The 26,337-nt window shown below is 43.9% G+C and carries 31 protein-coding genes; 28 read left to right on the top strand and 3 right to left on the bottom strand.

Features of this window, described 5'->3' with window-relative positions; all coding sequences use genetic code 11:
- Window positions 1–57 precede the first annotated feature (57 nt).
- The 10 genes from der (at window position 58) to CHH58_RS04405 (ending at window position 9,128) form a co-directional block, all read left to right on the top strand.
- Window positions 58–1,368: a ribosome biogenesis GTPase Der gene (gene der / locus CHH58_RS04450; protein WP_095232767.1), complete on the top strand. Its 1,311-nt coding sequence runs from the start codon at window positions 58–60 to the stop codon at window positions 1,366–1,368.
- A 21-nt stretch (window positions 1,369–1,389) separates the two neighbouring features.
- A complete protein-coding gene (locus tag CHH58_RS04445; RefSeq protein WP_141235080.1) occupies window positions 1,390–2,427 on the top strand; it encodes an NAD(P)H-dependent glycerol-3-phosphate dehydrogenase in 1,038 nt (345 codons plus the stop codon).
- A 57-nt stretch (window positions 2,428–2,484) separates the two neighbouring features.
- Window positions 2,485–2,745, top strand: coding sequence for a stage VI sporulation protein F (locus tag CHH58_RS04440; protein WP_038560923.1), 261 nt, complete (start codon window positions 2,485–2,487; stop codon window positions 2,743–2,745).
- Window positions 2,746–3,081: 336 nt separating this feature from the next.
- A complete protein-coding gene (gene spoIVA, locus CHH58_RS04435) occupies window positions 3,082–4,560 on the top strand; it encodes a stage IV sporulation protein A (protein WP_095227037.1) in 1,479 nt (492 codons plus the stop codon).
- Window positions 4,561–4,787: 227 nt separating this feature from the next.
- The gene (locus tag CHH58_RS04430) at window positions 4,788–5,060 is read left to right on the top strand and encodes an HU family DNA-binding protein (RefSeq protein WP_038560918.1); all 273 of its coding nucleotides are present in this window, start codon (window positions 4,788–4,790) and stop codon (window positions 5,058–5,060) included.
- 148 nt (window positions 5,061–5,208) lie between these two features.
- Entirely contained in the window at window positions 5,209–5,991 is a 783-nt protein-coding gene (locus CHH58_RS04425) for a heptaprenyl diphosphate synthase component 1 (protein ID WP_095227038.1), read from the top strand.
- Between the two features lie 2 nt (window positions 5,992–5,993).
- Window positions 5,994–6,713, top strand: coding sequence for a demethylmenaquinone methyltransferase (menG, locus tag CHH58_RS04420; protein ID WP_095227039.1), 720 nt, complete (start codon window positions 5,994–5,996; stop codon window positions 6,711–6,713).
- Between the two features lie 35 nt (window positions 6,714–6,748).
- On the top strand, window positions 6,749–7,720 hold the full coding sequence (gene hepT / locus CHH58_RS04415) for a heptaprenyl diphosphate synthase component II (RefSeq protein ID WP_095234065.1): 972 nt from the start codon (window positions 6,749–6,751) through the stop codon (window positions 7,718–7,720).
- A gap of 64 nt (window positions 7,721–7,784) precedes the next feature.
- Window positions 7,785–8,234, top strand: a complete 450-nt coding sequence (gene ndk, locus CHH58_RS04410; protein WP_095227041.1) for a nucleoside-diphosphate kinase — start codon at window positions 7,785–7,787, stop codon at window positions 8,232–8,234.
- Between the two features lie 111 nt (window positions 8,235–8,345).
- Window positions 8,346–9,128: a CheR family methyltransferase gene (locus CHH58_RS04405; RefSeq protein WP_249275028.1), complete on the top strand. Its 783-nt coding sequence runs from the start codon at window positions 8,346–8,348 to the stop codon at window positions 9,126–9,128.
- Window positions 9,129–9,149: 21 nt separating this feature from the next.
- Here the strand turns inward: CHH58_RS04405 and CHH58_RS04400 are convergent, their stop codons facing one another.
- Window positions 9,150–9,383 (bottom strand): DUF2798 domain-containing protein, encoded by a 234-nt coding sequence (locus CHH58_RS04400; protein ID WP_095217919.1) that lies wholly within the window; start codon window positions 9,381–9,383, stop codon window positions 9,150–9,152.
- A gap of 117 nt (window positions 9,384–9,500) precedes the next feature.
- Here CHH58_RS04400 and CHH58_RS04395 point away from each other — a divergent pair, with 117 nt between their 5' ends.
- The 12 genes from CHH58_RS04395 to CHH58_RS04340 all read left to right on the top strand — a co-directional run bounded on the left by CHH58_RS04395 (window position 9,501) and on the right by CHH58_RS04340 (window position 19,871).
- Window positions 9,501–9,797 (top strand): MerR family transcriptional regulator, encoded by a 297-nt coding sequence (locus tag CHH58_RS04395; RefSeq protein ID WP_095227042.1) that lies wholly within the window; start codon window positions 9,501–9,503, stop codon window positions 9,795–9,797.
- 103 nt (window positions 9,798–9,900) lie between these two features.
- A complete protein-coding gene (aroC, locus tag CHH58_RS04390; RefSeq protein WP_095227043.1) occupies window positions 9,901–11,067 on the top strand; it encodes a chorismate synthase in 1,167 nt (388 codons plus the stop codon).
- A complete protein-coding gene (aroB, locus tag CHH58_RS04385) occupies window positions 11,067–12,146 on the top strand; it encodes a 3-dehydroquinate synthase (RefSeq protein ID WP_095227044.1) in 1,080 nt (359 codons plus the stop codon). The genes aroC and aroB overlap by 1 nt, the downstream gene beginning before the upstream one ends.
- Entirely contained in the window at window positions 12,143–12,517 is a 375-nt protein-coding gene (gene aroH / locus CHH58_RS04380) for a chorismate mutase (RefSeq protein WP_095227045.1), read from the top strand. The genes aroB and aroH overlap by 4 nt, the downstream gene beginning before the upstream one ends.
- Window positions 12,514–13,614, top strand: a complete 1,101-nt coding sequence (gene hisC / locus CHH58_RS04375; RefSeq protein ID WP_095227046.1) for a histidinol-phosphate transaminase — start codon at window positions 12,514–12,516, stop codon at window positions 13,612–13,614. Before aroH ends, hisC begins: the two co-directional genes overlap by 4 nt.
- A 1-nt stretch (window position 13,615) precedes the next feature.
- Entirely contained in the window at window positions 13,616–14,713 is a 1,098-nt protein-coding gene (locus CHH58_RS04370) for a prephenate dehydrogenase (protein WP_095227047.1), read from the top strand.
- 11 nt (window positions 14,714–14,724) lie between these two features.
- Window positions 14,725–16,014 (top strand): 3-phosphoshikimate 1-carboxyvinyltransferase, encoded by a 1,290-nt coding sequence (aroA, locus tag CHH58_RS04365; protein ID WP_095227140.1) that lies wholly within the window; start codon window positions 14,725–14,727, stop codon window positions 16,012–16,014.
- Window positions 16,015–16,134: 120 nt separating this feature from the next.
- Window positions 16,135–17,388, top strand: coding sequence for a tetratricopeptide repeat protein (locus CHH58_RS04360; protein WP_095227048.1), 1,254 nt, complete (start codon window positions 16,135–16,137; stop codon window positions 17,386–17,388).
- Between the two features lie 44 nt (window positions 17,389–17,432).
- On the top strand, window positions 17,433–18,002 hold the full coding sequence (locus tag CHH58_RS04355) for a ReoY family proteolytic degradation factor (RefSeq protein WP_095227049.1): 570 nt from the start codon (window positions 17,433–17,435) through the stop codon (window positions 18,000–18,002).
- A 143-nt stretch (window positions 18,003–18,145) separates the two neighbouring features.
- Window positions 18,146–18,727, top strand: coding sequence for a DUF1405 domain-containing protein (locus tag CHH58_RS04350; protein WP_373554248.1), 582 nt, complete (start codon window positions 18,146–18,148; stop codon window positions 18,725–18,727).
- Window positions 18,728–18,797: 70 nt separating this feature from the next.
- Window positions 18,798–19,118 carry a sporulation protein YpjB gene (locus CHH58_RS04345; protein WP_095227051.1) on the top strand — a complete coding sequence of 107 codons (321 nt, stop codon included), beginning with the start codon at window positions 18,798–18,800 and terminating at the stop codon, window positions 19,116–19,118.
- A gap of 66 nt (window positions 19,119–19,184) precedes the next feature.
- The gene (locus CHH58_RS04340) at window positions 19,185–19,871 is read left to right on the top strand and encodes a zinc metallopeptidase (RefSeq protein WP_095227052.1); all 687 of its coding nucleotides are present in this window, start codon (window positions 19,185–19,187) and stop codon (window positions 19,869–19,871) included.
- 27 nt (window positions 19,872–19,898) lie between these two features.
- Here CHH58_RS04340 and CHH58_RS04335 read toward each other — a convergent pair whose 3' ends face one another.
- Window positions 19,899–20,423 carry a type 1 glutamine amidotransferase domain-containing protein gene (locus tag CHH58_RS04335; protein ID WP_095227053.1) on the bottom strand — a complete coding sequence of 175 codons (525 nt, stop codon included), beginning with the start codon at window positions 20,421–20,423 and terminating at the stop codon, window positions 19,899–19,901.
- Window positions 20,424–20,489: 66 nt separating this feature from the next.
- Window positions 20,490–21,362, bottom strand: coding sequence for a YitT family protein (locus CHH58_RS04330; RefSeq protein WP_095227054.1), 873 nt, complete (start codon window positions 21,360–21,362; stop codon window positions 20,490–20,492).
- A 144-nt stretch (window positions 21,363–21,506) separates the two neighbouring features.
- Between CHH58_RS04330 and CHH58_RS04325 the strand changes: the two genes are divergently transcribed.
- The 6 genes from CHH58_RS04325 to CHH58_RS04300 are packed head-to-tail and all read left to right on the top strand — an operon-like array spanning window position 21,507 to window position 26,334.
- Window positions 21,507–21,857: a nucleotide pyrophosphohydrolase gene (locus CHH58_RS04325; RefSeq protein ID WP_095227055.1), complete on the top strand. Its 351-nt coding sequence runs from the start codon at window positions 21,507–21,509 to the stop codon at window positions 21,855–21,857.
- Window positions 21,850–22,656: a 4-hydroxy-tetrahydrodipicolinate reductase gene (gene dapB / locus CHH58_RS04320; protein WP_095227056.1), complete on the top strand. Its 807-nt coding sequence runs from the start codon at window positions 21,850–21,852 to the stop codon at window positions 22,654–22,656. The genes CHH58_RS04325 and dapB overlap by 8 nt, the downstream gene beginning before the upstream one ends.
- Window positions 22,657–22,666: 10 nt before the next feature.
- Window positions 22,667–23,080, top strand: coding sequence for a methylglyoxal synthase (gene mgsA / locus CHH58_RS04315; RefSeq protein WP_038560866.1), 414 nt, complete (start codon window positions 22,667–22,669; stop codon window positions 23,078–23,080).
- Window positions 23,077–24,204 (top strand): N-acetyl-alpha-D-glucosaminyl L-malate synthase BshA, encoded by a 1,128-nt coding sequence (gene bshA, locus CHH58_RS04310; RefSeq protein ID WP_095262082.1) that lies wholly within the window; start codon window positions 23,077–23,079, stop codon window positions 24,202–24,204. The genes mgsA and bshA overlap by 4 nt, the downstream gene beginning before the upstream one ends.
- A complete protein-coding gene (locus CHH58_RS04305; RefSeq protein WP_095262081.1) occupies window positions 24,201–25,370 on the top strand; it encodes a CCA tRNA nucleotidyltransferase in 1,170 nt (389 codons plus the stop codon). The genes bshA and CHH58_RS04305 overlap by 4 nt, the downstream gene beginning before the upstream one ends.
- Window positions 25,354–26,334, top strand: coding sequence for a biotin--[acetyl-CoA-carboxylase] ligase (locus CHH58_RS04300; protein ID WP_095262080.1), 981 nt, complete (start codon window positions 25,354–25,356; stop codon window positions 26,332–26,334). The genes CHH58_RS04305 and CHH58_RS04300 overlap by 17 nt, the downstream gene beginning before the upstream one ends.
- Window positions 26,335–26,337 lie beyond the last annotated feature (3 nt).

The raw sequence follows: 26,337 nt of genomic DNA, 5'->3' as shown, positions 1-26,337 counted from the left end.
TTAGGTTGCAACAGAAGAACCAGCACATAAAGGAAAGTAGGAAAGGATGTTCCTTTCATGAGGAAATCAGTAGTTGCCATTGTAGGCAGACCAAACGTAGGAAAATCAACCATATTCAACCGTCTTGCCGGGGAAAGGATCTCCATTGTGGAAGATACACCTGGTGTGACACGTGACAGAATCTATACGGAAGCTGAATGGCTGAACCAGCCGTTTAACATAATTGACACCGGCGGTATCGAAATCGGAGATGCACCATTTCTAGTGGAAATCCGCGAACAGGCAGAACTTGCCATTGCGGAAGCAGATGTCATCATTTTCATGGTGAACGGACGCGAGGGTATCACAGGGGCGGACGAAGAAGTAGCTAAAATTCTATTCCGTTCCAATAAGCCAGTCGTATTGGCTGTCAATAAAGTGGACAACCCAGAAATGCGAGATCAGATTTATGAATTTTACAGCCTAGGGTTTGGAGAACCATTCCCGATCTCTGGTACACATGGTTTAGGTCTAGGTGATTTGCTTGACGCAGCTGTCCAGCATTTCCCTGAGCGTGCTGAGATGCAGGAAGATGAAGAGACAATTCATTTCAGCTTGATCGGAAGACCGAATGTCGGAAAATCCTCACTTGTTAATGCGCTGCTTAATCAAGAGCGTGTAATCGTAAGTGATGTTGCAGGAACGACGCGTGATGCAGTCGATTCATCTTTCACTAGAGAAGGTCATGATTTTGTTATCATCGATACCGCTGGTATGCGTAAACGCGGAAAAGTATATGAAACGACCGAAAGATACAGTATCCTTCGGGCATTGAAAGCGATTGAGCGATCTGATGTCGTCCTTGTGCTGATCAATGCAGAAGAAGGTATCATCGAGCAAGATAAAAAAATCGCTGGTTATGCCCATGAGGCAGGCAGGGCGGTTGTAATCGTCGTCAATAAATGGGATACGGTCGAATCAGATGAGAAGAAGATGAAAGAATTCGAAGATGAAATTCGGGCGCATTTCCTTTACCTGGATTATGCACCGATCGTCTTTTTATCTGCCAAGACGAAAAAGCGAATTCACACACTAATGCCTGCAATTTTGACGGCAAGTGAAAACCACGCGAAACGTATCCAGACAAACGTATTGAATGATGTCATCATGGATGCCTTGGCAATGAATCCAGCTCCGACATTTAAAGGCCAGCGTCTAAAAGTGCTTTATGCTACTCAAGTGGCAGTCAAGCCGCCAGCTTTTGCTGTATTCGTCAATGATCCGGAACTGATGCATTTCTCTTATGTTCGTTTCTTGGAGAACAGAATCAGAGAAGCATTTGGATTCACCGGTACACCAATAAAGATTTTCCCTAGAAGAAGATCATAAACAGGGACGAGGAGGATTTATATGACACAACAGATAGCAGCAGTACTCGGTGCCGGCAGCTGGGGAACCGCCCTAGCCATGGTTTTGGCGGACAATGGACATGATGTGAGACTCTGGTCTCATAATCCGAATCAGGTTGCTGAAATTAACGAGAAGCACCAGAATGAGAAATACCTGCCTGGAGTCACACTTCCTGAGGCTATTACTGCTTATGCAGATATAGAAGAGGCTGTACGTGATGCGGCTGCTGTCATCCTCGTCGTACCTGCAAAAGCAACTCGAGAAGTAGCGGCGAAGCTTGCTGGACACATTCCTGCTGAAGCGGTTATCGCGCATGCTACAAAGGGAATAGAGCCAAAAACAAGTAAACGTGTCTCCCAGATGATCGAGGAAGAACTTGAGCATGTTACACATCGTCCAGTCGTCGTTTTGTCTGGTCCGAGTCATGCAGAGGAAGTAGCGAAAAGACAGCCGACGACTCTTAGTGCCTCTTCTGTCGAAATGGAAGAAGCTAAGAAGGTGCAAGAGCTGTTCATGAATGAAAATTTCCGTGTTTACACCATCACAGATATGGTCGGCGTGGAACTTGGCGGTTCCTTGAAGAATATCATTGCACTTGGAGCAGGTATTTCTGATGGACTAGGTTATGGGGATAATGCAAAAGCGGCATTGATTACAAGAGGACTTGCTGAAATCGCGCGCCTTGGAACGAAACTTGGGGCAAATCCGCTCACGTTCATTGGTTTATCCGGTATGGGAGATCTTATTGTGACATGTACGAGTGTCCATAGCCGTAACTGGCGCACTGGTAATATGCTCGGTAAAGGCATGACATTGGATGAAGCACTCGCTAAGATGGGTATGGCTGTAGAAGGTGTTCGAACAACGGAAGCAGTTGCTGAGCTTGCTGACAAAGCTGAAGTCGATATGCCTATCACTAAGGGAATCAATCAGGTTCTCTTCCATGGTGCGAAAGCGAAGGATATCGTTGATCAGCTTATGACACGTTTGCCGAAGCATGAAATGGATGATCTTCAAGATGTTCTAAATGCCCGCTAACATTTTTTCTCTCCTTGCATATACTGTTTCGTAGCTAATCTGCAAGGAGGAATGAACGTGGCAGACTTTCAAAAGAACTTGATTGATCAGATTCAGAAAAAATCAAATGTGAATGCTGATGATATCTACAAGGTGGCCAATTCTGTTAAAAGTGCTAACTTTCAAGACGAAGCAACAGTGCGTGGTTTGGTAAAGCAATTGGCTGCAATGGCAGGCAAGCCGCTCACCCAGGCGAAAGAAGATAAAATAGTCAAAGCGATCATTGGCAACAATATGCCAGCTGATATGAACACACTTAGCAAATTATTCAAAAACTAACTGTGACAATTGGGCAGAACAACTTACCATCCCTTGCCCTTTACGCATAAACTAACTCGCACCAGCATATTTTTCTAGGTTGCTTGGGTATATTTAGTCTATTTCAAGAAGAAGCGTCTGCTTCTTCTTTTTTTATTGGCATGAACCCTGAATGCAGTGCATAGATTATCCGCAGAGGGCAATATGCTGTTCGTCCTTTCCTGCAAAACCGCCCTTTGATGCCAGCAGGCAAGGAAACCATTATTTCTAGCATATTTGGATAGGACAACATCATAAACTGCTAGTGTATGTAGCTAAGACTGTCCATGCATCGAAAGTAGATCGGGAGGGGATCTTTTGGAAAGAGTAGATATTTTTAAAGATATCTCGAAACGGACAAACGGCGATATCTACCTTGGGGTGGTAGGAGCCGTCCGAACTGGGAAATCGACTTTTATCAAGAAATTCATGGAATTGGTTGTCCTGCCTAACATGGAGGATGAAGCAGAACGGGCCCGTGCCCAGGATGAATTGCCGCAAAGTGCAGCAGGCCGGACAATCATGACGACAGAACCGAAATTCGTTCCGAACAACGCTGTCTCCCTTAAAGTGGACGAAGGTCTGGAAGTAAGTGTCCGGGTCGTCGATTGTGTAGGATATACAGTGGCAGGTGCGAAAGGTTTTGAAGACGAGAATGGACCTCGCATGATCAACACACCGTGGTATGAGGAACCTATTCCATTCCATGATGCTGCCGAGATTGGAACTCGTAAAGTGATTCAAGAGCACAGCACCATTGGTGTCGTCGTGACGACGGACGGTTCAATCGGTGAAATTCCGCGCACCGACTATGTGGAGCCGGAAGAGCGTGTTGTATCTGAGCTGAAGGAAGTTGGCAAGCCATTTATCATGGTGATCAATTCAGTAACACCGCATAATCAAAACACCGAGCTGCTTCGTCAGGAATTGAGTGAAAAATATGATATCCCAGTACTCGCGATGAGTGTTGAAAGCATGACGGAACTTGATGTTTATAACGTGCTGCGGGAGTCGCTGTATGAATTCCCGGTCCTGGAAGTAAACGTCAACTTACCGAGCTGGGTAATGGTGCTTAAGGAAGACCATTGGCTTCGTTCAAATTACCAGGTAGCCATCCAGGAAACGGTCAAAGATATCAAACGCCTTCGTGATGTTGATCGTGTTGTGGGATACTTTGATGAATATGATTATATCGAAAGAGCAAATCTTGCTGGAATGGAACTTGGCGAAGGAGTAGCAGAGATAGATTTACATGCTCCAGATGCTTTGTATGATCAAGTGCTGAAAGAGATTGTCGGCGAAGAGATTCGCGGTAAAGATCATCTTTTGCAGCTGATGCAGGATTTCTCTCATGCGAAACGCGAATATGATCAAGTATCCGATGCACTGCATATGGTAAAACAGACAGGCTATGGCATTGCAGCACCAAGTCTTCAGGATATGGCTTTGGATGAACCTGAAATCATTCGTCAAGGCTCACGCTTCGGCGTTCGGCTGAAGGCTGTCGCGCCAAGTATCCACATGATTAAAGTAGATGTCCATTCCGAATTTGCACCAATCATCGGCACGGAGAAGCAAAGTGAAGAGCTGGTTCGATACTTGATGCAGGACTTCGAGGAAGATCCGCTTTCTATCTGGGATTCAGACATCTTTGGTCGCTCCCTAAATAGCATAGTCAGAGAAGGTATTCAAGGTAAGATTAGCTTGATGCCGGAAAATGCCAGATATAAATTGAAAGAAACTCTGGAAAGAATCATCAACGAAGGATCGGGCGGGTTAATAGCGATCATTCTATGAGCGGCAAATGAGCCGCTTTATTTTTTTTGTCAAATATTATGCTGAAATGCGATAAATTTAAGGATTTCTGGCGTTTTGTGTTGAATTATGCCGCTAAGTCGTATATTATAAGCGTTGATATCGCAACATGAGCGGTATTGATAGGTATAAAACCTATCTTTATGGTGAACAAATGATAGCAAATGCTATTGTCTTACTGTTCAAGGTAATGTCAGGGAGGTGTAACTATGAACAAAACAGATCTTATCAATACTGTTGCTGAGAAAAGCGATCTTTCTAAAAAGGATGCTACGAAAGCTGTTGACGCGGTTTTCGATTCAATCATGGATTCTCTTAAACAAGGTGACAAAGTACAATTGATCGGTTTCGGTAACTTCGAAGTACGCGAGCGTGCTGCACGTAAAGGCCGTAACCCGCAGACTGGGAATGAAATCGAAATCCCAGCGAGCAAAGTGCCAGCGTTTAAAGCCGGCAAGGCCCTTAAGGATAACGTGAAGTAATTACATATGGGCTAGAATGAGGGATGCCTGAATACCAGGTGTCCCTCATTTTTATTTGACAAGCTTGCATACAAGACGAATTAGGACATGCTATGTTATAATACTTTTTATACAGTTTGAAATACGAAAAAGGGCGCAGGTGATTGTTTTGTCCTATGCATCCACGGAAGAGCTACACACACTACGAAATAAAATAGAGAAGCGCATGCAGCAGGATTATCTGGACAAGAATACGGAAGCGCCATTCTTGGACGAGAATAAACTGCTGCTATTGCAGACGCTATTTGGTCAAACGAACCTGCCCGATAAGCAGCAGACAGACTATACGATCACCATTATGCTGATCCAGATGGCGCTGGATACGCACGATAAAGTGATTGTTACTACCAAAACCAACGAGACAGCTGATGAACGGAAGAACCGACAGCTGACTGTTTTAGCCGGTACTTATTACAGTGCGCTGTATTATCAGATACTTGCTGGGTTGGAAGAGATTGATATGGTGGCTTTATTAGCTACCAGTATCAAAGAAATCAATGAACAGAAGATGTCACTCCATTATGATGCGACAACGTCCGAAGCATTTTTCAAAAAGCTTGGACAGCTGGAGGGCTGCTTGTTCCGAACAGCAGCTTCCCGTTTTATTGATACAGCAAGACTTGAACCGCTGGATGACTATTGCTTGATAAGCAGACTGCAGCAGGAAGTAAGAGAAGGGAAGCAAACTTCCCTTCTCGTGAAGCTTGCTTCAATCATCGAAATGGAAAAGAGCGGACTAACTGTGATGCAAGTGATACAACAGGAGATAGAAGCTGCTAAACGCAGGCTTCTAGCAGGGCTGGATACACTGCCGCCAGCTTTTGCAAAGCTATCCCGTAAGCTGCTGCTTCAGGGGAATCGGCAGGAAGAGTTATTTCTGGAAGAAGGGTAATTATGGCACAAGAAACGAAAGAACAGCGTGTACATCACGTTTTCGAAAAGATATACGATCGCTATGATTTTATGAACTCTGTCATTTCCTTCAGGCGTCACCGTGCTTGGAGACGGAGTGTGATGAAGAAAATGCAGGTACAGCCAGGAGATTCAGCATTAGATGTATGCTGCGGAACTGGTGACTGGTCTTTTTCTCTTGCTAAGGCTGTTGGTCCGAAAGGGCAAGTAACAGGTCTTGATTTCAGTAAGAATATGCTTTCAGTAGCAGAAAAGAAAAACACGGAAAAGTCAATTGAGCAGTTATCGTTCACTTGGGGAAATGCGATGGAGCTGCCGTTTGAGGATAATTCTTTTGATTTCGTGACCATCGGCTTTGGCCTGCGAAATGTTCCTGATTATCTCCAAGTACTGAAGGAGATGTATCGAGTCGTCAAGCCTGGTGGCAAAGTGGTTTGCCTGGAAACATCACAGCCGACAATGTTCGGTTTCAAACAAGTATATTATTTTTATTTCAAACGAATCATGCCAGTATTAGGTAAGCTTCTGGCGAAAAGTTATGATGAATACAGCTGGCTGCAGGAGTCTGCAAAGGATTTCCCAGGCAAGAAGGAGCTTCGCGGGCTTTTCCAGCAAGCGGGACTGACGAATGTGAAGATTAAGACATATACAGGCGGCGTAGCAGCTATGCATATGGGAGAAAAGCCGGCGGTCAGGGACTGACTGGTAATATGTCTGGACGGATGAAGGTGACGTGAATGAAATTACCGATGATCTACTCATATTTAAAAAAGGACTTGGACAGAATCGAAGATGCGATGACCAACACGATTCGCGCAGAGCATCCTGTCCTGGAGGATGCGTCGGTACAGCTTCTCCGTGCTGGTGGCAAGCGGATACGACCGGTTTTCGTTTTACTGAGCGGTAAGTTTGGCACGTATGAACTGCCCCGGATACAAACGGTGGCCGTCGCACTCGAATTGATCCATATGGCTTCGCTTGTCCACGATGATGTTATTGACGATGCGGAACTCCGACGAGGAAAACCGACTGTGAAGGCGAAATGGGACAACAAAGTGGCCATGTATGCAGGTGATTATATCTTCGCTCGTTCCCTGGAATACCTTTCTAAGCTGGAAGAGCCAAGGGCACACCAGATCCTTGCTCATACGATTGTCGAGCTGTGTGTGGGCGAAGTGGAACAGATTCGTGATAAATATCGAATTGAGCAGCACTTGAAGGATTACCTTCGACGCATACGCCGTAAGACAGCGATTCTCATCGCTGCAAGTGCACGGCTCGGTGCTATTGCATCCGGTGCTCCACTCGAGCATGAGCGCGCTTTGTATCGGTATGGGTACTATGTGGGGATGAGCTATCAGATCATTGATGATGTGCTTGATTTCACTGCATCCGAAGCTGATTTGGGCAAGCCTGCCGGCGGCGATTTACTGCAGGGGAATATGACACTTCCTGCTTTACTGGCATGCGAAGATCGCTTCTTCAAAGAGCGGCTTACGCAAGCATTTCGCAATCCCGAAGCATTGGATCAGGAAACTTTGCAACCATTTATCCAGCACATCAAAACTTCAGACAGCATCAAGCGATCGTTGGAAATCAGTGACCGCTACTTACAGAAAGCATATCAGGAATTGGATAAATTGCCGCCAACAAGAGATCGTAATACACTGAAACAAATTGCTAGACATATAGGTAAGCGCAGCTCCTGATTGTAAAACGCTTACATCACTGGTATGATGACAGTAAAGTTCATAAAAGGGAGCTAGAATTAGTATGGAAAAAACATTTTTGATGGTTAAACCGGATGGCGTACAACGTGGATTGATTGGTGAAATCGTAACAAGATTTGAAAAGAAGGGCTTAAAGCTTCTGGCAGGTAAGATAATGGTCGTGACAGAAGAACAAGCGAAGACGCATTACATAGAACATGAAAGCAAACCCTTCTTCGGTTCGTTAATCAGCTACATTACATCCGGTCCGGTATTTGCAATGGTTTGGGAAGGTAAAGATAGCGTCGCATTGACAAGAAGTATGATAGGGGCGACTAAACCAACAGATGCAGCACCAGGTACGATTAGAGGCGATTACGCAGTTGAAATGAGCCGTAACCTTATCCATGGTTCTGATAGTGTGGAAAGTGCTGAACGTGAAATCGCAAATATGTTTAAAGCCGATGAACTTGTTTCTTATGAACAAGTAACAGCGAAATGGTTATATGAATAAATGAAAATTGCAGGCAAACATGCCTGCAATTTTTTTTGTTATTTTTTTCTACCAACAACCCTCTATATGCAGTAAAATAGAACTAGAAACATATAGACAGGGGAACGTGACGTGGCATCAGATTATGATTACTTTGTTCAGCAAATCAAAACAAATACTGGTATCGATTTATCTCAATATAAAGAAGCGCAGATGCTAAGGCGTTTGACGACTCTTCGGGAAAAGAGAGGCTTTAAGGATTTTAAGGCATATTCCCATGCAATCAACGGTGACGCAGCTTTGTTGGACGAGTTCCTTGATCGCATGACCATTAATGTGTCAGAATTCTACCGAAATTATCAGCGGTGGGAAGTGTTAGAGCGACGCATCCTTCCTGATCTGCTTAAGAAAAAGAAGCCGCTGAAAATATGGAGTGCTGCTTGCTCTACTGGTGAAGAGCCATACACATTAGCAATCCTTCTGGATCGTTACGCTAAAGGAACTTCATACACAATTCACGCAACCGACTTGGATCAGCGCGTGCTGGAAACCGCTATGGTTGGAAAGTATAACGAAAGGGCATTGAAAGAAATGCCAGCGGCAATCAAATCCGCTTATTTCAACCAAGACGGATCTGTATTCCAAATAAAAGATGAATTAAAGCAGCATATACAATTCAAACAGCATAATCTGCTGGCGGATGCTTATGATACGAACTACGATTTGATTATTTGCCGGAATGTGCTTATATATTTCACAGAAGAAGCGAAGGCAGATATCTATCATAAGTTCAGTAACTCACTGGCACATAATAGTTATCTTTTTGTTGGAAGTACTGAACAAATATTTAACCCAAACGTTTATGGCTTAGGAGCAGTCGATACATTCTTCTATCAAAAACAAAAAACAGACTAGGATATTTCCTAGTCTGTTTTCTTATTCTTTGATCCGTATTATCTTTGATACATGCCGATTAACGAATGCTGGAAGAAAGAAAGAGATGGCAAATACTAAAGAAAAAGCGATAATCCATGCGCGCAGCCAGTTCGAAAACTGGAATGCATGTAATCCTGAATTAACAGCTGTTAATGTGAAAGATATGATAGCGGTCATAATGGCAGCAGTGACAGCACTGCAAAGAACGCGGTGAATTTTTGAATTGACAATCATGTTCGTACTCCTTTTTGTAACTAATCTCCAATAATTATATATTATCTTCAAAAGTTGTCAAATAAATTAAATGAGGTATAATGAGGCTAAAGCTGCAAGGAGGGGGCAGAATTCTGAATGGATGAAATTGATTATGAATTGCTTGGGCAGATGGCAGTAACAATTGGAGACGCAGCTAGAATTACTGATATCCCTATAAGAAAGCTTAGATACTGGGAAGATAAAGGTTATATCGATAGTGTAGAGGAAAAGACGAATACAACTAGACGATTTGATTATTATATGATCAAGAAAATTGTTCTTATGAAGGAATTGCTAGAAGACGGTTATACCGTGGAAGCTGCCTCTAACAAAGCGGAAGCCCGTCTTAGCACACTGCGTGAAGTATTCAATGAACGCAGCAGGAAATATTGATAAGATACAGCTCGGAAATATTGTCAGAATAGTTCCCACTTAAGAAACAAGTTATGTTATAGTAAATAAAATTACAAAGAACAGAGACAACGGAGGAATATACATGCGCTACTTAACTGCAGGTGAATCACATGGTAAACAGCTTACAACAATTGTAGAAGGTGTTCCTTCCTATTTACCGTTGACTACCGATGACATCAACGAATCCTTGCTTGAAAGACAAAAAGGCCATGGGCGAGGCAAGCGAATGCAGATTGAAAAAGATTTGGTCGACATTGTAGGCGGTGTCCGTCATGGATATACACTAGGTTCGCCTATCGCACTTGTTATACATAATGATGATTTCAAGCACTGGATAGATGTAATGGGGGAGGACCCAGTCGAAGATCCTCAAGCTGTCCGTCGTATCGTTTCTCGTCCGAGACCCGGGCATGCAGATTTAAATGGAGCCTTAAAATACGGCCATCGCGATATGCGGAATGTATTGGAGCGTTCATCGGCTCGTGAAACAGCAGCGCGCGTAGCAGCCGGTGCTGTAGCTAAAAAACTCCTAGCTGAATTGGATATAAATATTGTCGGCTATACAAAAGAAATTGCCGGCATTAAAGCAGTTGAGTTTCCAGATTATACATATGAAGAAAGAGATAGTATATCGAAAGCATCGTCTGTACGGTGCCTTGATCCCCTGGCTGCAGAACAAATGGTAAATGCGATTGATCAAGCAAAGAAAGACGGAGATTCTATCGGCGGTGTCGTGGAAGTCTATGTAGAAGGACTGCCAGCAGGAATTGGCTCTTATGTTCACTATGACCGGAAGCTTGATGGACGTATTGCGGGAGCTGTAGCGAGCATCAATGCATTCAAAGGTGTTGAATTCGGAATCGGCTTTGAAGCAGCCAGACTGCCAGGCAGCCAAGTACATGATGAAATTGCATGGGACAAAGAAAATGGCTATTACCGCAAAACGAACCGTCTAGGTGGATTGGAAGGCGGTATGACAACAGGTATGCCACTTGTTGTCAAAGGTGTCATGAAACCGATCCCTACTCTTTATAAACCGCTTCAGAGTGTGGATATAGAAACGAAGGAGCCGTTCAATGCGAGCATCGAACGTTCAGATAGCTGTGCCGTTCCGGCAGCAGCTCTAGTAATGGAGCATGTAGTCGCATTCGAGATTGCGAAAGCGATCTTGGAACAATTTCCTCATGATCAGTTTCCAAAGCTTCAAGAAGCGATCAAAAATTACCGAGAAGAAATCCGGGTGTTCTGATGGAACAGATTACAGTAAAAGCGAGTCAGTCTAGTTACAAAGTTTCTGTAGGTGCAGGTATCAGACATAAATTGTCTGAGTTCCTGCCAAAGTCCTATCAAAATGTATTTGTAGTTACTGATACGAGCATTGCTCCTCATTATCTGGATGATTATGTATCTTCGCTTCTGCCAGATGCAAAGATAACAAAGAAAATCATCAAGCCGGGAGAAGCAGCGAAGAACAAGGATGTGTATTTCGACATTTTGGATAGTATGTTCGAGGCAGAGCTTGATCGAAAAGCGCTTGTTCTTGCTTTAGGTGGAGGCGTTATCGGTGACTTGGCTGGATTTGTGGCAAGTACATATATGCGAGGTATCGATTTTGTTCAGCTGCCGACAACCATCCTTGCCCATGATTCGAGTGTTGGTGGCAAAGTTGCAATCAATCATGAAACTGGTAAAAATCTGATCGGGAGCTTCTATCCTCCTGTTGCTGTCGTCTACGATGTTGACACTATTACTACACTTCCGGAAAAGGAAGTGCGAAGTGGCTATGCTGAGCTGATAAAGGAAGCATATATCGGAAACGCTGGTTTCCTTAGCCAACTGCTTGACCGAGAAAAACTTGACAAAGAAAATGAGGAACAGCTGGTCCAGGATCTATCTTTTGGAATCCGGGTTAAAACGAAAATCGTTGAGGCGGATGAAAAAGAAAATGACCTACGCAAGTTTCTGAACTTAGGTCATACACTCGGTCACGCTATTGAAGCGGAAGCAGGCTATGGCACATTCACTCATGGTGAAGCAGTCGCAATCGGCATGCTGTTTGCTTTGGAATTGAGTGAGAAAAGATTCGGAGCTGATTTGCGTTTAGATGAATTCCGCAGCTGGATGGAACGAAACAATTATCCTTTGCAATTACCGGATCTTTCTGCCGATAGACTAGTTAAAAGAATGCAAATGGATAAGAAATCGGAGAACAAGGAAGTCCATATGGTGTTGCTTCGGAAAATCGGAGACCCGGTGACGGAAAAAGTCGATCATGACACGCTTTATAATGCTGTCACATCGTTTCTTGAGAGGATGAGGAGAGCATGATACGAGGTTTCAGAGGAGCCACAACTGTAACAGAGAACGAAGAAAAGCAAATAATTGAAGCAACTGCTACTATGCTGGATGAAATGGTCTCCAAGAATGCTATAGACTCGGAGGATGTTGTCCAAGTACTCATTTCGGCAACTCCCGATTTGACAAAAACATTCCCGGCAAAAGCATTGCGAGTTTTTCGTGATAATTGGACATACGTACCTGTTATGTGTATGCAGGAGCTTTCAATCGAAGGCGGCTTGCCGAAATGTATCCGCGTGATGCTGACAGCACGGACTGACTTGGCACAGCAGGACATTCATCACGTTTATCATGAGGAAGCAATTAAGTTACGTCCCGACCTAAAGGAGGAGCATCAATGAGAGCAAAACAGATTTTGAATGAATTGACAGCTTACAAACCAGGAAAACCGATGGAAGAGGTTCGGAAGGAATTTGGATTGGACCGAATCGTAAAACTCGCATCTAATGAAAATCCATACGGCTTTTCAGCTAAGGTAAAAGAGGCTTTGCCAACATTCGCTGATGAACAGGAGATCTATCCGGATGGATATGGTACAGCGTTGAAGGAAAAATTGGCGAAGCGTTTTAATGTAGGTTTAGATCAACTTGTTCTCGGAGCAGGCTCTGATGAAATCATTATGATGCTTTGCCGTACTTTCCTTGCACCCGGCTTGAATACTATTATGGCACATCCTTCGTTCTCTCAATACCCGCATCATGCCCTGATCGAAGGAGCAGAGGTCCGAGCTATTGAAACGAAGAACGGATTCCACGACCTTCCAGCAATGCTAGAAGCAATTGATGAGAAAACGGGGATTGTTTGGCTATGTACACCGAACAATCCAACAGGAAACCATATTGCCAAAGCAGACTTTGAAAACTTCCTTCGCCAAGTTCCGAAAGAGGTTCTAGTAGTTGCGGATGAGGCTTATGTCGAGTTTCTGGAAACAGATGACTACTTTGATACACTAGCTGCTTTGAGCGAATATCCGAATCTGATTACGCTCCGTACTTTCTCTAAAGCATACGGACTTGCTGCATTGCGAGTTGGATACGGAATCGGTCATCCGGAAGTTATCCATAAGATCAACGTTGTAAGAAGTCCGTTCAATAATACGACTATTGCACAAAAGGCAGCTATTGTAGCACTTGACGACCAGGAGTTTATCAATGATTCCATCGCAAAGAATAACCAAGTGAAGCATAGCTTCCTAGCATTCTGTGATGCTCACCAAATCAAATATTATGAGTCTCACACAAACTTTGTTTTGATATACGACCTTCCTGTAAGCGGAGATTCTGTCTTCCAGCATATGCTTTCCAAAGGCTTCATCATCCGTTCCGGAGATGCCCTTGGTATTCCGAATAGCGTCCGAATTACAATCGGTAATGAGCAAGACATGACTGAATTCAGTGTATTGCTTGATCAATTCCTGACTAGCGTGAAAGAAAGCTAAGATGGAGACGGTCGTTATCGCGGGACTAGGTTTGATCGGCGGCTCGCTTGCCCGTAATATCCAAACACACAAGCAAGTTCATCTTATAGGAGTAGATCAAAGGGAAAGTACCCTGGAGTATGCCTTAAAGCATGAGATCATCGATGAAGCGTCGTCTTCTTTCCAAGAAGCTGCACATAAGGCAGATATAATTATACTTGCTGCACCAGTTTCCAAGTCTGTCGAGCTGCTCCAAGAACTTGATAGTATGCAGCTGGAAAAAGACGTACTCGTGACGGATGTTTCTTCGGTTAAAGGTCCGATTTTCCAGCAGGCTGCGTCACTACAGTCCGACAAAGTCTTTTTCGTAGGGGGCCACCCAATGGCAGGTTCCCACAAACACGGAATTGAGGCTTCAAAAGCTCATTTGTTCGAGAATGCCATTTATGTTCTGACACCTGTACAGCGGGCTAAAGAAAGTGATATTAAGCGGGTCGAAAACCTGCTTGATGGTACGAAAAGCACCTTTATCACATTATCAGCAGAAGAGCATGATGAAATGACAGGCGTTGTTTCTCATTTTCCGCATTTGATTGCATCTGCTTTAGTGCAGCAGGCCAAGAAATGGGAAGCCAAACATAGCTTCTTGCCGAAGCTCGCCGCGGGTGGATTCCGTGACATTACCCGGATTGCCTCGAGCAATCCCGGTATGTGGCAAGACATTTTCTTTCAGAACAAAGAGAAGATGGGGATCCTGCTTGACGATTGGATAGAGGAAATGCAGGCTTTCCGAAAGCTTCTAGCGGAAGATCAAGGACAGCAGATTCATACCTACTTGGAAGAAGCGAAACAATATCGTGACGGCTTGGAACCTCGGAAAAAAGGTGCAATCCCAGGCTACTACGATTTGTATGTCGATATAACTGATAGGCCGGGGGCATTGCAAAAAGTACTCACCATTGTCGCCGATGCAGGTTTGAGTATCGTAAATATACAAATACTCGAGCTTCGTGAGGGTCTGACAGGTGTTCTTCGCCTCAGCTTTTCAGAGCAAAAAATCCAGCTGAAGGCTAAAGGCGTACTGGAAGTGTTCGGCTATGAAGTGAAGATAGAAGATTGAAGGTGAAAGCAGTGACAGATGTACGACTCAAACCGATAGCAAAGGGACTTAATGGATCAATTACAGTTCCGGGCGATAAATCGGTTTCCCACCGAAGCATCATTTTTGGAGCTTTAGCCAAAGGAAAAACTACCGTCCGTCATTTCTTGACTGGAGAGGATTGTCTTCGGACGATAGATGCTTTCCGGGCGCTCGGCGTCGCGATTGAGCAGGACGGAGACACCGTTATCATCGATAGCGCGGGAAAAGACAGCTTCAAAGAACCGACCGTTCCGATTTACTTCGGAAATTCTGGAACAACTGCTCGACTTCTGCTCGGTGTTTTTGCGGCCTTGCCATTTCATATAACAGCATATGGAGATGCATCACTTACTAAACGGCCGATGGATCGTGTTGTTATTCCTTTGCGTCAGATGGGTGCAAAAATTAATGGGCGGGAACAAGGAAAGTATTTGCCTTTGGCCATTGATGGACAAAAGCTCTCAGCTCTTACATATCATACACCAGTCAAAAGTGCACAAGTGAAATCTGCTTTGCTGCTTGCAGGTTTGTTAGCGGATGGTGAAACACGGATTTCAGAAGATGTCAAGACAAGGGATCATACTGAACAGATGCTTGAAAGCTTCGGAGCGATTATTGATGTAGCAGGAACGGCTGTCACGGTTCAAGGCGGTCAGCAGCTTGTTGGAACAGATGTCTATGTTCCCGGAGATATTTCCTCGGCTGCCTTCTTCCTCGTTGCCGCATGTCTCGTGCCTGGCAGTGAAATTGTACTTACGAATACCGGTTTGAACGACACACGTACAGGTATTTTGGATGTGTTGAAGCAAATGGGTGCCGATATGGAAATAAAAGAGCATGATATTAAGGCTGGAGAGCGAATCGGAGATATTACGATACGATATCGTCCTTTGAAAGGTACAGAGATTGGCGGGGACATTATACCCCGGCTTATCGATGAGCTGCCAATCTTGGCATTACTGGCAACGCAAGCTGATGGGGAAACAATCATCAAAGATGCGGAGGAACTTCGGTACAAGGAAACGGATCGCATCGAAGCAATTGCAGCTACACTGCGGAGCTTTGGTGCAGAAGTGGAATCAACGCCGGATGGGATGAGAATTCCTGGCAATCAATCTCTTAATGGTGCAACTGCTGATTCTTTTGGTGATCACCGGATTGGAATGATGATTGCTATTGCGAGTTTAATTGCAAAAGGGGAGACAATATTAAGTGATGCAGACAGCATCAATATCTCTTACCCTACATTTTTTGAGGATCTCCGTGCACTGCAAGATTGAATATGTCTGATTCCCAACCGGGAATCAGACTTTTTTGCTGTTCTAAAGCTATTGCTTTAGGTTACACTGAAGACAGATGGAAAAGCCGAGAGGCGTGTAAATAGAAGGAAGTGTTGAAAAATGGAAGAAATAAGAAAAGCAATAACACATATGGAAAATGATCAACCGCAAGAAGCAGTAGATACGTTGGAGGCTTATTTACCAGGTGCCAATGAGGAAGAAAAGTTCACGATAGCTGAATTGTATATGCAGTGGGGTATGCATGAAGAAGCAAAAGCAGTCCTGCTACAGCTAGAGCAAATGTTCCCAGATGAGATGGAGCTTAAAATGATGCTAGCCGAGCTTTTCATTGATTTGAATGAAGATCAGGAAGCAATCGATAAGCTTGATCAGATTGTGGAGGATGAGGACTATTTTGTCCCAGCTCAGATGCAGCTTGCTGATTTGTATGAAGCACAAGGGTTATTCGAAGTAGCAGAGCAAAAACTGTTGGCAGCAAAACGATTCGATCCTTCCGAGCCGGTCATCGATTTGGCGTTAGGGGAGCTCGCTTTATCGACTGCTTCTTATTTAAAAGCAATCACTTATTATGAAAAAGTCTATGAAAAGCAGCCTGTCATGGGTGATATCGATATCGCACTTCGCCTCGCGGAAGCTTATGCAGCTACAGGTGAATTTGAGAAAGCATTGACTTACTATCAAGAAACAGACGTAGATGACGTGGAACAGCTATTCAGCTTTGGCTTCACTGCCTTCAAGCTATCCAGATACGATATTGCCATCAGTACTTGGGAGAAGCTGCTCAAAGAGGAAGCGGACTATTTGTCTGTCTATGAGTATCTTGCTAAGGCCTACGAAGAAGAGGGATTGATGGAAAAGGCATTCGAAACAGCTGAAAAAGGATTGTCATTGGATGAGTACAATCAGAAACTTTATTTCACTGCAGGCCGTCTTGCCAGACAGCTCGGTAAAAATGATCGCAGCTATTTCCTGATTCGTCATGCGATTGCGCTGGACCCAGGTTATAAAGAAGCGATACTCTATTTGATTGAGAATTTCAAGCTGGATGAAGACCACGAGGCGATCATCGAGTTATTGACACATATCTTGGAAACAGATGAAGAAGATGCAGCATACCGTTGGGAGCTTGCACGTGCCTATAATGAAACTGAAATCTTTGATGAGGCATTAAAGGCATACGGAGAAGCATATACTAACTTCAAAGATGATAGCGATTTTCTAAAAGAATACGGATATTTCCTATTGGAAGAAGGGAGGATGCAAGAGGCTGTCGAAATACTAAAAGAGTATCTTCGTCTGGAGCCATCAGATATCGAAGTAGAAGAGAATATCAACCGGCTCTTGTCTCAATAAATGCATTGAATTGAAATCATTTCGCTTTCTGGGAGGGGGCACATATGAATATTTCCGTTACCATGCAGGATAAGAAGACGTTCATTCGCTGGTTCTTAGATAATTACCAATTGAAGCGCAGGGAAAGTGTCTGGATCTTGAACTACTTGATCAATCATGATTCATTTCTTGATAATGTGCATTTCATCCGTGAAGCAAGGTTCAGTCCCAGAGGAATCATCATATCCGCCCATTGTTCCGAAGAAGTACCGTTCCGCTTTTACAAGGACAACATCGTTACAACAGATGCAGAGAAATCATTCCATGATATTCGCATGAACAAGAAAGACCCGGTCTATATTCAACTCAATTTCAAGAACTCCCATCAAAGCATGGAGTATGTCGCTGTGCTGGAAGACAATCCTTTCTTACCGGAAGATCATTACGTGACAAAAGAGGACCGGCAGCTGGCAGCGAAGCTTCTGGATGCTTCGCATTATCAATACAAGAAGAAGAAGTTGCAAGAAGCAATTGATTTGGCTCTTGATAAGAGAGATGAAAGTAAATTTCAGCTACTGAGTAGGGCGATGCGCCAATTGAAAGAAGAAGCTGAAGATAAAATTGAAAACACATAACAAGGTGCGCTGTCAAAGCGCATCTATTTTTTATCTTTCTTGTTAAAAGTTCCAATAGAAAAGAAGGTTTCTGCTAAAATAAAGTGACTGCTTTTATTTGAGCAAATCGGAATACATAATAGAAATGAAAGGATAAGCACATCATGTATCATCTTTTATTCCATCGTTACAGCATCATGTTATTGTTTATCATCAATCTTTTTGGAACGATATACGGGTATATGTGGTATGGCTGGCAGCTTGAAATAACGCCGGCAATTTTCCTGCCTTTTGTTCCGGACAGCCCGACGGCTAGTCTCTTTTTTACAATTTTTCTAGGTTTATTTTTAATCGGAAAACAGAATGGTTATATCGAAGCGCTGGCAGTTGTTTCATTATTTAAATACGGCATATGGGCTGTTGTGATGAACCTTCTCACTTTAGCCGTGAATGGTACACTTTCCTGGCAAGGGTACATGCTAATTGCCTCTCATTTAGCAATGGCTTTACAAGGTATTTTGTATGCGCCGCTTTATCGAGTAAAACTGCGGCATCTTGCCGTGGCTGCCATTGTAGTCTTGCACAATGATATTATCGATTATGTTTTCGGTATGATGCCGATTTACGGTAATCTGATGGATTACATACAAGTGATAGGCTATTTCACTTTTTGGCTGAGTATTGTATCAATAGTAGTCGGTTATTTTGTCACACAACGGAAGTCATCAAGAAACCAAAACAAATAAGGCGGATACCGACATACGCAAGTGTTTAATCGCATAGGCTGTAGGAACATCTAAAAAAGAGGGGATGCTTATGAAAAAGCTGCTTCTCGTCATTGTTCTGACAGCCTCTTTTTTTGTACTTGCTAACCTTGCTGAATTGCTGCTGCAGCCGCATACAGAGGCTCTGTCGTCATCTTCCGACAAAATAGGTCAAACGTTTGATCAACGGTTTGAGGTGCTGCCTGCATATTTGTACAGTGTTTCTGTGCCAGATAAAAACAGTTATGGAACAGGACGATTCTGGGGAATACTTGGTATTAGTGCAAGCATTGTAGGGACACTTGTGTATGTTGGCTATAAGAAGTATCGAGCTGAAAATGACAAAAGTGTGAACAACGATCCTAATAGTTGATTTTTTTCGAATTTTTGACTAAAATTGACCTTAATAAGTTCCAAATATTTTTATGGAGGAATGTATATGTCACTAGGTGCTTATATAATCTATATAGCACTTCTTCTGATTATCCCTTTATGGGCTCAATCGAAGGTGAAAAGCACGTATAAGAAGTATTCGAAAGTTGAAACGTCATCTCTTATGACTGGTGCACAGGTCGCAAGAAAGATTTTAGATGATAATGGTATATATGATGTGCAAATCGAAGAAACACGCGGTATGTTGTCTGACCATTATGATCCGCGTCACAAAGTTGTCCGTCTATCTACAGACAACTATCATGGTCATTCTATGGCAGCAGCAGCCGTCTCTGCCCACGAGGTAGGACACGCAATCCAGGACGCAGAAAGTTACGGATTCCTTAAATTCCGTACTGCTCTTGCACCAGCAGCTGCGTGGGGGAATAACCTTTCCTTTATGCTTATCATTGCAGGTGCGATCTTCGGAGCTTTAAGTCTAGTAGGTTTCGGTATTGCGTTATTCAGTATCGCAGTATTGTTCCAGATTGTTACCTTGCCGGTCGAGTTCAACGCATCGAACCGCGCGATGACGCAGCTCGTATCTACGGGCATCATCCGTAACGATGAAGAACGCTCTACGAAAAAAGTATTGAACGCGGCAGCAATGACTTACGTTGCAGCAGCTTTAGTAGCAGTAGCCGAGCTTGTCCGCTTCATCCTCATGTTTTTCATGGGTAATAACGAAGAATAAGAAAAGGCATCCCTTGGGATGCCTTTTTTATTGTGCTTGAATGACTTTGATGAGTTCTCGTAGGTAGTCGGGCAGATCAGGCGGTCGTCTGCTGCTGACAATGTGACCGTCCACAATAACTGCTTCATCATGCCAGATGGCTCCTGCATTCGTCATGTCATCTTTAATTCCTGGCGTGCTCGTGACATGAACACCCTCCAGAATACCTGCAGAGATCAACACCCAGCCTGCATGGCAGATTTGGCCGATCGGTTTCTTATGGGTGTGGAAATGACGTGTGATTTCCAAAACGCTATGATAGCGGCGCAATTTATCCGGTGACCAGCCGCCTGGGACAAGCAAAGCATCATAATCAGTCGGAATGACTTCATCAAACGTTACATCTGATGTAGCAGGAACACCATATTTGCCTTTGTAGATTGTGTTGGCTGCTTCACCTGCCAAATGAACTTCCGCTCCAGCCTCACGAAGTCTCAAGATGGGATACCATAACTCCAAATCCTCAAAATCTTCACTCACAAATGAAAGTATTTTCTTACCAGTAAGCTCCATCATCTCACCTCTTTCGTTTATTCCTTTTCACTTTACCAATTCATTCGTATAAATGCATGCAATACGCTAGTCTGTGTGATAAGGCTTTTTGTTTTCGTCGAGTGTAAAGCCTTCTCCCATTACATCATGTACCTCGCTAAGGGCGACGAAGGCATGTGGATCTACTGCGGTGATGATTGCTTTCAGTCTGACAATTTCGTTTCGTGCAACGACACAATATAGTACATCGCGCTTTTCACCGGTAAAGCTGCCTCTGCCATCAAGAACAGTAACACCTCGGTCCATTTGCTTTAGTATCTGATTGGCGATGTCTGCACTCTGACTGGAAATAATGGTCGCACCTCTTGCCGAATAGGCGCCTTCTTGAATGAAGTCGATGACTCTCGCTCCAACGAAGACTGCAACGAGCGTATACATACCCCGGATCAGATCAAGATAGGTAAGGACTGATGTGACAATAACAACGGCATCAAAGAGAAACATTGTTCGTCCCATTGTCCAGCCGGCATATTTATTAGCCAGACGGGCAATGATGTCAACTCCGCCGGTAGTACCTCCGAAGCGGAAGATGATACCAAGACCGACACCGATGAACACGCCAGCTAAAAGCGAAGCAATCAGCAAATCATTCCCTAAATTAATATGGAAGGAATATGTCTGGAACAAACGCAAGAATAAGGAAACGGCCACTGTCCCAATAATTGTATAAATAAAAGTTGTACGGCCTAGGAATTTCCAACCGACCAGAAATAACGGAATGTTCAGCACCAAGTTCATAATTGCTGGATCCCAATCGAATTCGAATAGTAAAATAAGCGTTATCCCGGTGAATCCGCCTTCACCTAGTTTATTGGCTATATTGAAATGAACGATACCGAAAGAAAAGATGGCGGCGCCTAACAGGATAAAAAGGATGTTCTTTAAACGTATTCCGAACATAATCTACCTCCTAAGATGACAATTCCTTCTATATTATAGACAACTATGCCTTTTGCTACAAATTTGTCCAATAGGTAAAAACATTTGTCAAAGACCGTATTTTTAAGCTAACATGGTAATGATATAGCGAAAGGAAGAGCGCGCATGAATACTACATATACGACAAAAGAAATACAAGCACGTGTCGACGCTTATATTTCCCAATTTAAAGAAGGTTATTTCTCACCGCTCAGCATGCTTGCCCGAATGACAGAAGAAGTAGGGGAGCTTGCAAGGGAAGTGAACCATACATATGGCGAAAAGCCGAAAAAAGCTAGTGAAGATGCCAATACAATAGAAGATGAACTCGGAGATATTATTTTCGTGATGACATGCTTTGCTAATTCCCTGAATATCGATTTGTCGGAAGCATTCGAGAAATCGATGACAAAATTCGAAACAAGGGATAAAGACAGATGGACGAAGAAGACACAGGAGGATTTACATAATGACTAAAGATACGATCAGAATTATTGTAGCAGGACCAAGAGGACGAATGGGATCCGAAGCATTGCAGCTTATCGATCGGACAGCTCATTTTGAGCTAGTTGCAGCAATTGACAGGAAAAATGGAGGCAAGCGTATCAGTGATATCGACGGTTTGCCTGCAAGCGACGCGGTCATCTACGAGGATGCTGCGGCGTGCTTAGATGAAGTGGAAGCGGATGTGCTTATCGACTTGACCATTCCTGAAACAGGCTACAAACACATGAGACTTGCTATCGAACACGGTGTGCGTCCAGTAGTCGGTACCTCTGGCTTTACAGAAGAACAAGTAGAAGAGCTAGAAAAGCTAAGTGAAGAAAAGGGCATAGGAGCAATTATTGCACCGAACTTTGCAATTGGCGCCGTGCTGATGATGCAATTTGCCAAACAAGCAGCAAAATATTTCCCAACAGTAGAAATCATCGAAAAGCACCATGATCAGAAACTAGACGCACCAAGCGGTACGGCTGTAAAAACAGCACAGCTGATTCAGGAAGTGCGTGAACCGGCTAAACAAGGACATCCGGATGAGAAAGAGACGATGCCAGGAGCACGCGGTGCTGATGTAGACGGCATGCGAATCCATAGTGTCCGGCTTCCAGGTCTTGTTGCCCACCAAGAAGTTATTTTCGGTGCACCAGGAGAGCAATTCACAGTTAAGCACGATAGTTTTAACCGAGCATCCTTTATGTCAGGTGTAGAGCTCGCTGTAGATCGTGTCATGAAGATGGATGTACTTGCATACGGATTAGAAAATATATTGGAATGAGGCGATAGACATGCATATTGCTTTAATTGCCCACGATAAGAAAAAACCTGAGATGGTCCGCTTTACGGTCGCATATAAAGAGATGCTGAAGAAACATACCTTGTATGCGACAGGAACAACCGGTACACGTATCATGGAAGCTACAAACTTGCCTGTGGAATTGTTCCTGTCTGGTCCGCTTGGGGGAGATCAGCAGATCGGCGCCAAAATTGCAACAAATCAAATGGACTTGATTATCTTCTTCCGGGATCCTCTTACTGCCCAGCCGCATGAACCTGATGTAAGTGCCCTTATGCGTCTTTGCGATGTGCATCGCATACCGCTCGCTACCAATCTGGCTGCAGCAGAGATTTTCATACGTGGATTAGATAGAGGCGATTTCGATTGGCGCAAGATCATTCGTGATCGTGAGCCGGAGCTATGAAAAAGCTAAAAATCGGAATCACTTGTTATCCAACGCTTGGCGGCTCCGGCGTCATTGCGACAGAACTCGGTAAAAAACTGGCTAAAAAGGGACATGACATTCATTTCATTACATCCAGTGTCCCTTTCCGGCTGGATATGCTGCTTCCGAATGTTTTTTTCCACGAGGTCGAAATGAGCCATTATCCTGTCTTTCAATACCCGCCATACGATTTAGTGCTGGCTAATAAAATGGCTGAGGTGATCGACGAAGAGCAGCTGGATATCCTGCATGTTCACTATGCTGTTCCACACGCTATATGTGCGATATTAGCTAAAGCTATTGCAAAGCGTGATGTGAAAATCGTTACAACATTACACGGTACGGATATTACAGTGCTTGGAATTGATAATGGGCTGCGCAAAATGATCGTTCATGCAATCGAGGAAAGTGATGTCGTCACTGCCGTTTCACAAAGTCTTGTGCAGCAGACAAGGGAAATGCTTGATGTTGCAAGTCCAATCGATGTTGTTTACAACTTTGTGGATGAAGAAGTATACCGACCGGCTGATGTACGTGACATAAGAGAGCAGTTCGGTATCAAAGAAGAAGAAAAAGTACTCGTACATATAAGCAATTTCCGTAAAGTGAAACGTGTACAGGATGTTGTACAGGTTTTTTCGTATGTACAGGAGAAAATGCCCGCCAAGCTGATGCTGATCGGAGACGGTCCTGAGTATTCGGATATTCTGCGAGATGTGCAGCAGCGCGGTCTCGAAGATAAAGTCTTATTTCTAGGTAAGCAGAATAATGTTGCTGCGCTTTTAAATATGGCAGACATCATGCTGCTTCCTTCTGAAAAAGAGAGCTTTGGTTTGGTTCTCTTAGAAGCTATGGCCTGCGGAGTGCCGTGTATTGGAACAGATGTCGGTGGCATACCAGAAGTAATACAGCACGGGAAGAATGGGTTTATATCGCAGCTAGGTGATGTGGAGCAAATGGGAGCATTTGCATTGGATTTGCTGACAGATGAAAAGCTGTGGCAACGATTTTCAGAAGCATCCATCCGTTATGCAGCGGAAAACTTCCATTCTGATCAAATTGTCGCTCAATATGAAGCAATTTATGAAGAGGTTTTGCAATGAAGATATTTGAAAAAGCATTCCGGGTCATACAGGAGCTCGAGATGTATGGTTATGAAGCATATCTGGTCGGAGGAGCGGTAAGGGATTACCTCATAGGGAAAGCTGTCGGTGATTTGGATATTGCAACGTCAGCAACCCCGGACCAGGTAATGAAGGTCTTCGATAAGGTCATTCCGATTGGTATCGAGCATGGAACTGTTCTTGTACGTTTCGAGAAGGAAAGCTTTGAAATTACGACTTTCCGGACAGAAGGAGCGTATTCTGATTACCGGCATCCTGATAGCGTAAACTTTGTTACTGATGTTGCAGCTGATCTGGCTCGTCGTGATTACACGGTTAATGCAATTGCGATGGCCAGAACCGGGGAGTTGGTAGATCCTTTCGATGGCAGGAGCGCTATCGAAAAGAAAGAGCTGGTTACTGTAGGCAAGGCTTTTGACCGTTTTCAAGAAGATCCGCTGCGTATGATGCGCGGTGTCCGGTTTGTATCGCAGCTAGGGTACAAATTGGATCATGATGCACGAAAAGTGATGGAGGATCAGCGTCTTTGGTTATCACGTATTGCAATTGAACGCGTAAGCATTGAAATGGAGAAATTATGCTCTGGTAAAAATGTGAAAACAGCTGTTCAGCTTTTGCATGATACGGGATTATGGGAAGCAATGCCTATTTTTAAAGATCATCCTGAGCTGATGCGTGAGCTAGCCAAAAAAATCGAGCCACTAGGCACTTTGGCAGAATTGGTTGCCCTTTGTTCGTTGCTTAGCACAAGACCAGTTCTTGATTGGGTTAAGGAATGGAAGCTGTCCAATGCTATCAAACAAGATGCTCAACATTTAGTGCGCATACTTCAAAGTAATTTGGATACTTGGTCAGTTTATCAGCTGCCAATACGTCTTGATGAGGGTTATTGCCGACTTGAGAAAATCTATAAAAATAATGATGTACAAGATAACGTATCATCCATTAGATATATGCTCCCGATCCGAAACAGTTCGGAACTGGCCATTTCCGGAGGAGATCTGATCAGCTGGTTTCCCGATAGAAAAAAGGGGAGCTGGATTCGTGATCTTTTGCTTTCTGTTGAAAAGGCTGTTGTAGAAAACAGGATTCCGAACGATAAAGAACAGCTGAAGGAGTGGGTCATTTATGGATACAACACGTAATCGTCTCATCAGAATCCTTCAGGATCATAAGACGTCATTTATATCCGGCCAGAATCTGTCAGAACAGCTTGGTATCTCAAGAGCCGCAGTCTGGAAGCATATGAAAGCGTTGGAAGCAGATGGGTATGAGATAGATGCTGTTCCGCGTAAAGGATACCAAGTAAGACGATCTCCAGACAAACTCAGTAAAAATACTTTGAACTGGCAGCTGGATACCGAATGGATCGGACGCAAGATTATCTTTGAAGAAGAGCTTGAATCTACGCAACTTTTGGCCAAATCTTTGGCAGATCAAGGTGCAGTTCATGGTACTGTTGTTATTGCTGATCAGCAGACAAGCGGTAAGGGAACTAAAGGACGCAGCTGGCATTCACCAGCTGGAACCGGAATATGGATGAGTTTGATCATCCGGCCTGAATTCGGACCTCGGGAAGCAGCGCAGCTGACACTGGCTGCAGCAGTTGCAATTACACGTGTTTTCCGTCAGAACGACATTGATGCAAGTATTAAATGGCCGAATGATATTTATCTAGGCGGCAAGAAGCTCGCCGGAATCCTGACAGAGATGCAGGCGGAACAGGATTATATTCAGCATATCGTACTGGGTATAGGAATCAATATCAATCAGACAGTGTCGGAGATAGACCCTGATATCCGTAATAAAGCAACGTCATTGCGTATCGAGACAAACAAGGAATGGAAGCGGCAGGAGCTTATTCATTTGATTTGGAAAGAGTTCGAGGATGTCTATTCGCTATATATAAAAAGAGGTTTCCAAGATATCCGGGACGAATGGATGCAGTATGCGTTACGTCTGGGACACCGTGTAAAAGCAGCTACTCCAACAACTGTCTTTGAAGCAGTTTTCAGAGGTATCGGGGAAGACGGCGAACTTATACTTGAGAATGATGATGGCAGTACACAGCGCTTATATTCTGCTGAATTAGAATGGAAGGAGGAGTAACAT

Origin of the sequence: Terribacillus saccharophilus (assembly GCF_002272745.1) — a bacterium.
GTDB lineage: Bacteria > Bacillota > Bacilli > Bacillales > Amphibacillaceae > Terribacillus > Terribacillus saccharophilus_B.
This window is presented reverse-complemented; position numbering and strand designations above follow the sequence as displayed.

Excerpts from the sequence above, each read along its gene's own strand:
- der (WP_095232767.1), top strand. The coding sequence starts at position 58 with ATGAGGAAATCAGTAGTTGCCATTGTAGGCAGACCAAACGTAGGAAAA.
- CHH58_RS04445 (WP_141235080.1), top strand. The coding sequence starts at position 1,390 with ATGACACAACAGATAGCAGCAGTACTCGGTGCCGGCAGCTGGGGAACC.
- CHH58_RS04430 (WP_038560918.1), top strand. The coding sequence starts at position 4,788 with ATGAACAAAACAGATCTTATCAATACTGTTGCTGAGAAAAGCGATCTT.
- menG (WP_095227039.1), top strand. The coding sequence starts at position 5,994 with ATGGCACAAGAAACGAAAGAACAGCGTGTACATCACGTTTTCGAAAAG.
- hepT (WP_095234065.1), top strand. The coding sequence starts at position 6,749 with ATGAAATTACCGATGATCTACTCATATTTAAAAAAGGACTTGGACAGA.
- ndk (WP_095227041.1), top strand. The coding sequence starts at position 7,785 with ATGGAAAAAACATTTTTGATGGTTAAACCGGATGGCGTACAACGTGGA.
- CHH58_RS04400 (WP_095217919.1), bottom strand. The coding sequence starts at position 9,383 with ATGATTGTCAATTCAAAAATTCACCGCGTTCTTTGCAGTGCTGTCACT.
- CHH58_RS04395 (WP_095227042.1), top strand. The coding sequence starts at position 9,501 with ATGGATGAAATTGATTATGAATTGCTTGGGCAGATGGCAGTAACAATT.
- aroC (WP_095227043.1), top strand. The coding sequence starts at position 9,901 with ATGCGCTACTTAACTGCAGGTGAATCACATGGTAAACAGCTTACAACA.
- aroB (WP_095227044.1), top strand. The coding sequence starts at position 11,067 with ATGGAACAGATTACAGTAAAAGCGAGTCAGTCTAGTTACAAAGTTTCT.
- aroH (WP_095227045.1), top strand. The coding sequence starts at position 12,143 with ATGATACGAGGTTTCAGAGGAGCCACAACTGTAACAGAGAACGAAGAA.
- hisC (WP_095227046.1), top strand. The coding sequence starts at position 12,514 with ATGAGAGCAAAACAGATTTTGAATGAATTGACAGCTTACAAACCAGGA.
- CHH58_RS04370 (WP_095227047.1), top strand. The coding sequence starts at position 13,616 with ATGGAGACGGTCGTTATCGCGGGACTAGGTTTGATCGGCGGCTCGCTT.
- CHH58_RS04360 (WP_095227048.1), top strand. The coding sequence starts at position 16,135 with ATGGAAGAAATAAGAAAAGCAATAACACATATGGAAAATGATCAACCG.
- CHH58_RS04355 (WP_095227049.1), top strand. The coding sequence starts at position 17,433 with ATGAATATTTCCGTTACCATGCAGGATAAGAAGACGTTCATTCGCTGG.
- CHH58_RS04350 (WP_373554248.1), top strand. The coding sequence starts at position 18,146 with ATGTATCATCTTTTATTCCATCGTTACAGCATCATGTTATTGTTTATC.
- CHH58_RS04345 (WP_095227051.1), top strand. The coding sequence starts at position 18,798 with ATGAAAAAGCTGCTTCTCGTCATTGTTCTGACAGCCTCTTTTTTTGTA.
- CHH58_RS04340 (WP_095227052.1), top strand. The coding sequence starts at position 19,185 with ATGTCACTAGGTGCTTATATAATCTATATAGCACTTCTTCTGATTATC.
- CHH58_RS04335 (WP_095227053.1), bottom strand. The coding sequence starts at position 20,423 with ATGGAGCTTACTGGTAAGAAAATACTTTCATTTGTGAGTGAAGATTTT.
- CHH58_RS04330 (WP_095227054.1), bottom strand. The coding sequence starts at position 21,362 with ATGTTCGGAATACGTTTAAAGAACATCCTTTTTATCCTGTTAGGCGCC.
- CHH58_RS04325 (WP_095227055.1), top strand. The coding sequence starts at position 21,507 with ATGAATACTACATATACGACAAAAGAAATACAAGCACGTGTCGACGCT.
- dapB (WP_095227056.1), top strand. The coding sequence starts at position 21,850 with ATGACTAAAGATACGATCAGAATTATTGTAGCAGGACCAAGAGGACGA.
- mgsA (WP_038560866.1), top strand. The coding sequence starts at position 22,667 with ATGCATATTGCTTTAATTGCCCACGATAAGAAAAAACCTGAGATGGTC.
- bshA (WP_095262082.1), top strand. The coding sequence starts at position 23,077 with ATGAAAAAGCTAAAAATCGGAATCACTTGTTATCCAACGCTTGGCGGC.
- CHH58_RS04305 (WP_095262081.1), top strand. The coding sequence starts at position 24,201 with ATGAAGATATTTGAAAAAGCATTCCGGGTCATACAGGAGCTCGAGATG.
- CHH58_RS04300 (WP_095262080.1), top strand. The coding sequence starts at position 25,354 with ATGGATACAACACGTAATCGTCTCATCAGAATCCTTCAGGATCATAAG.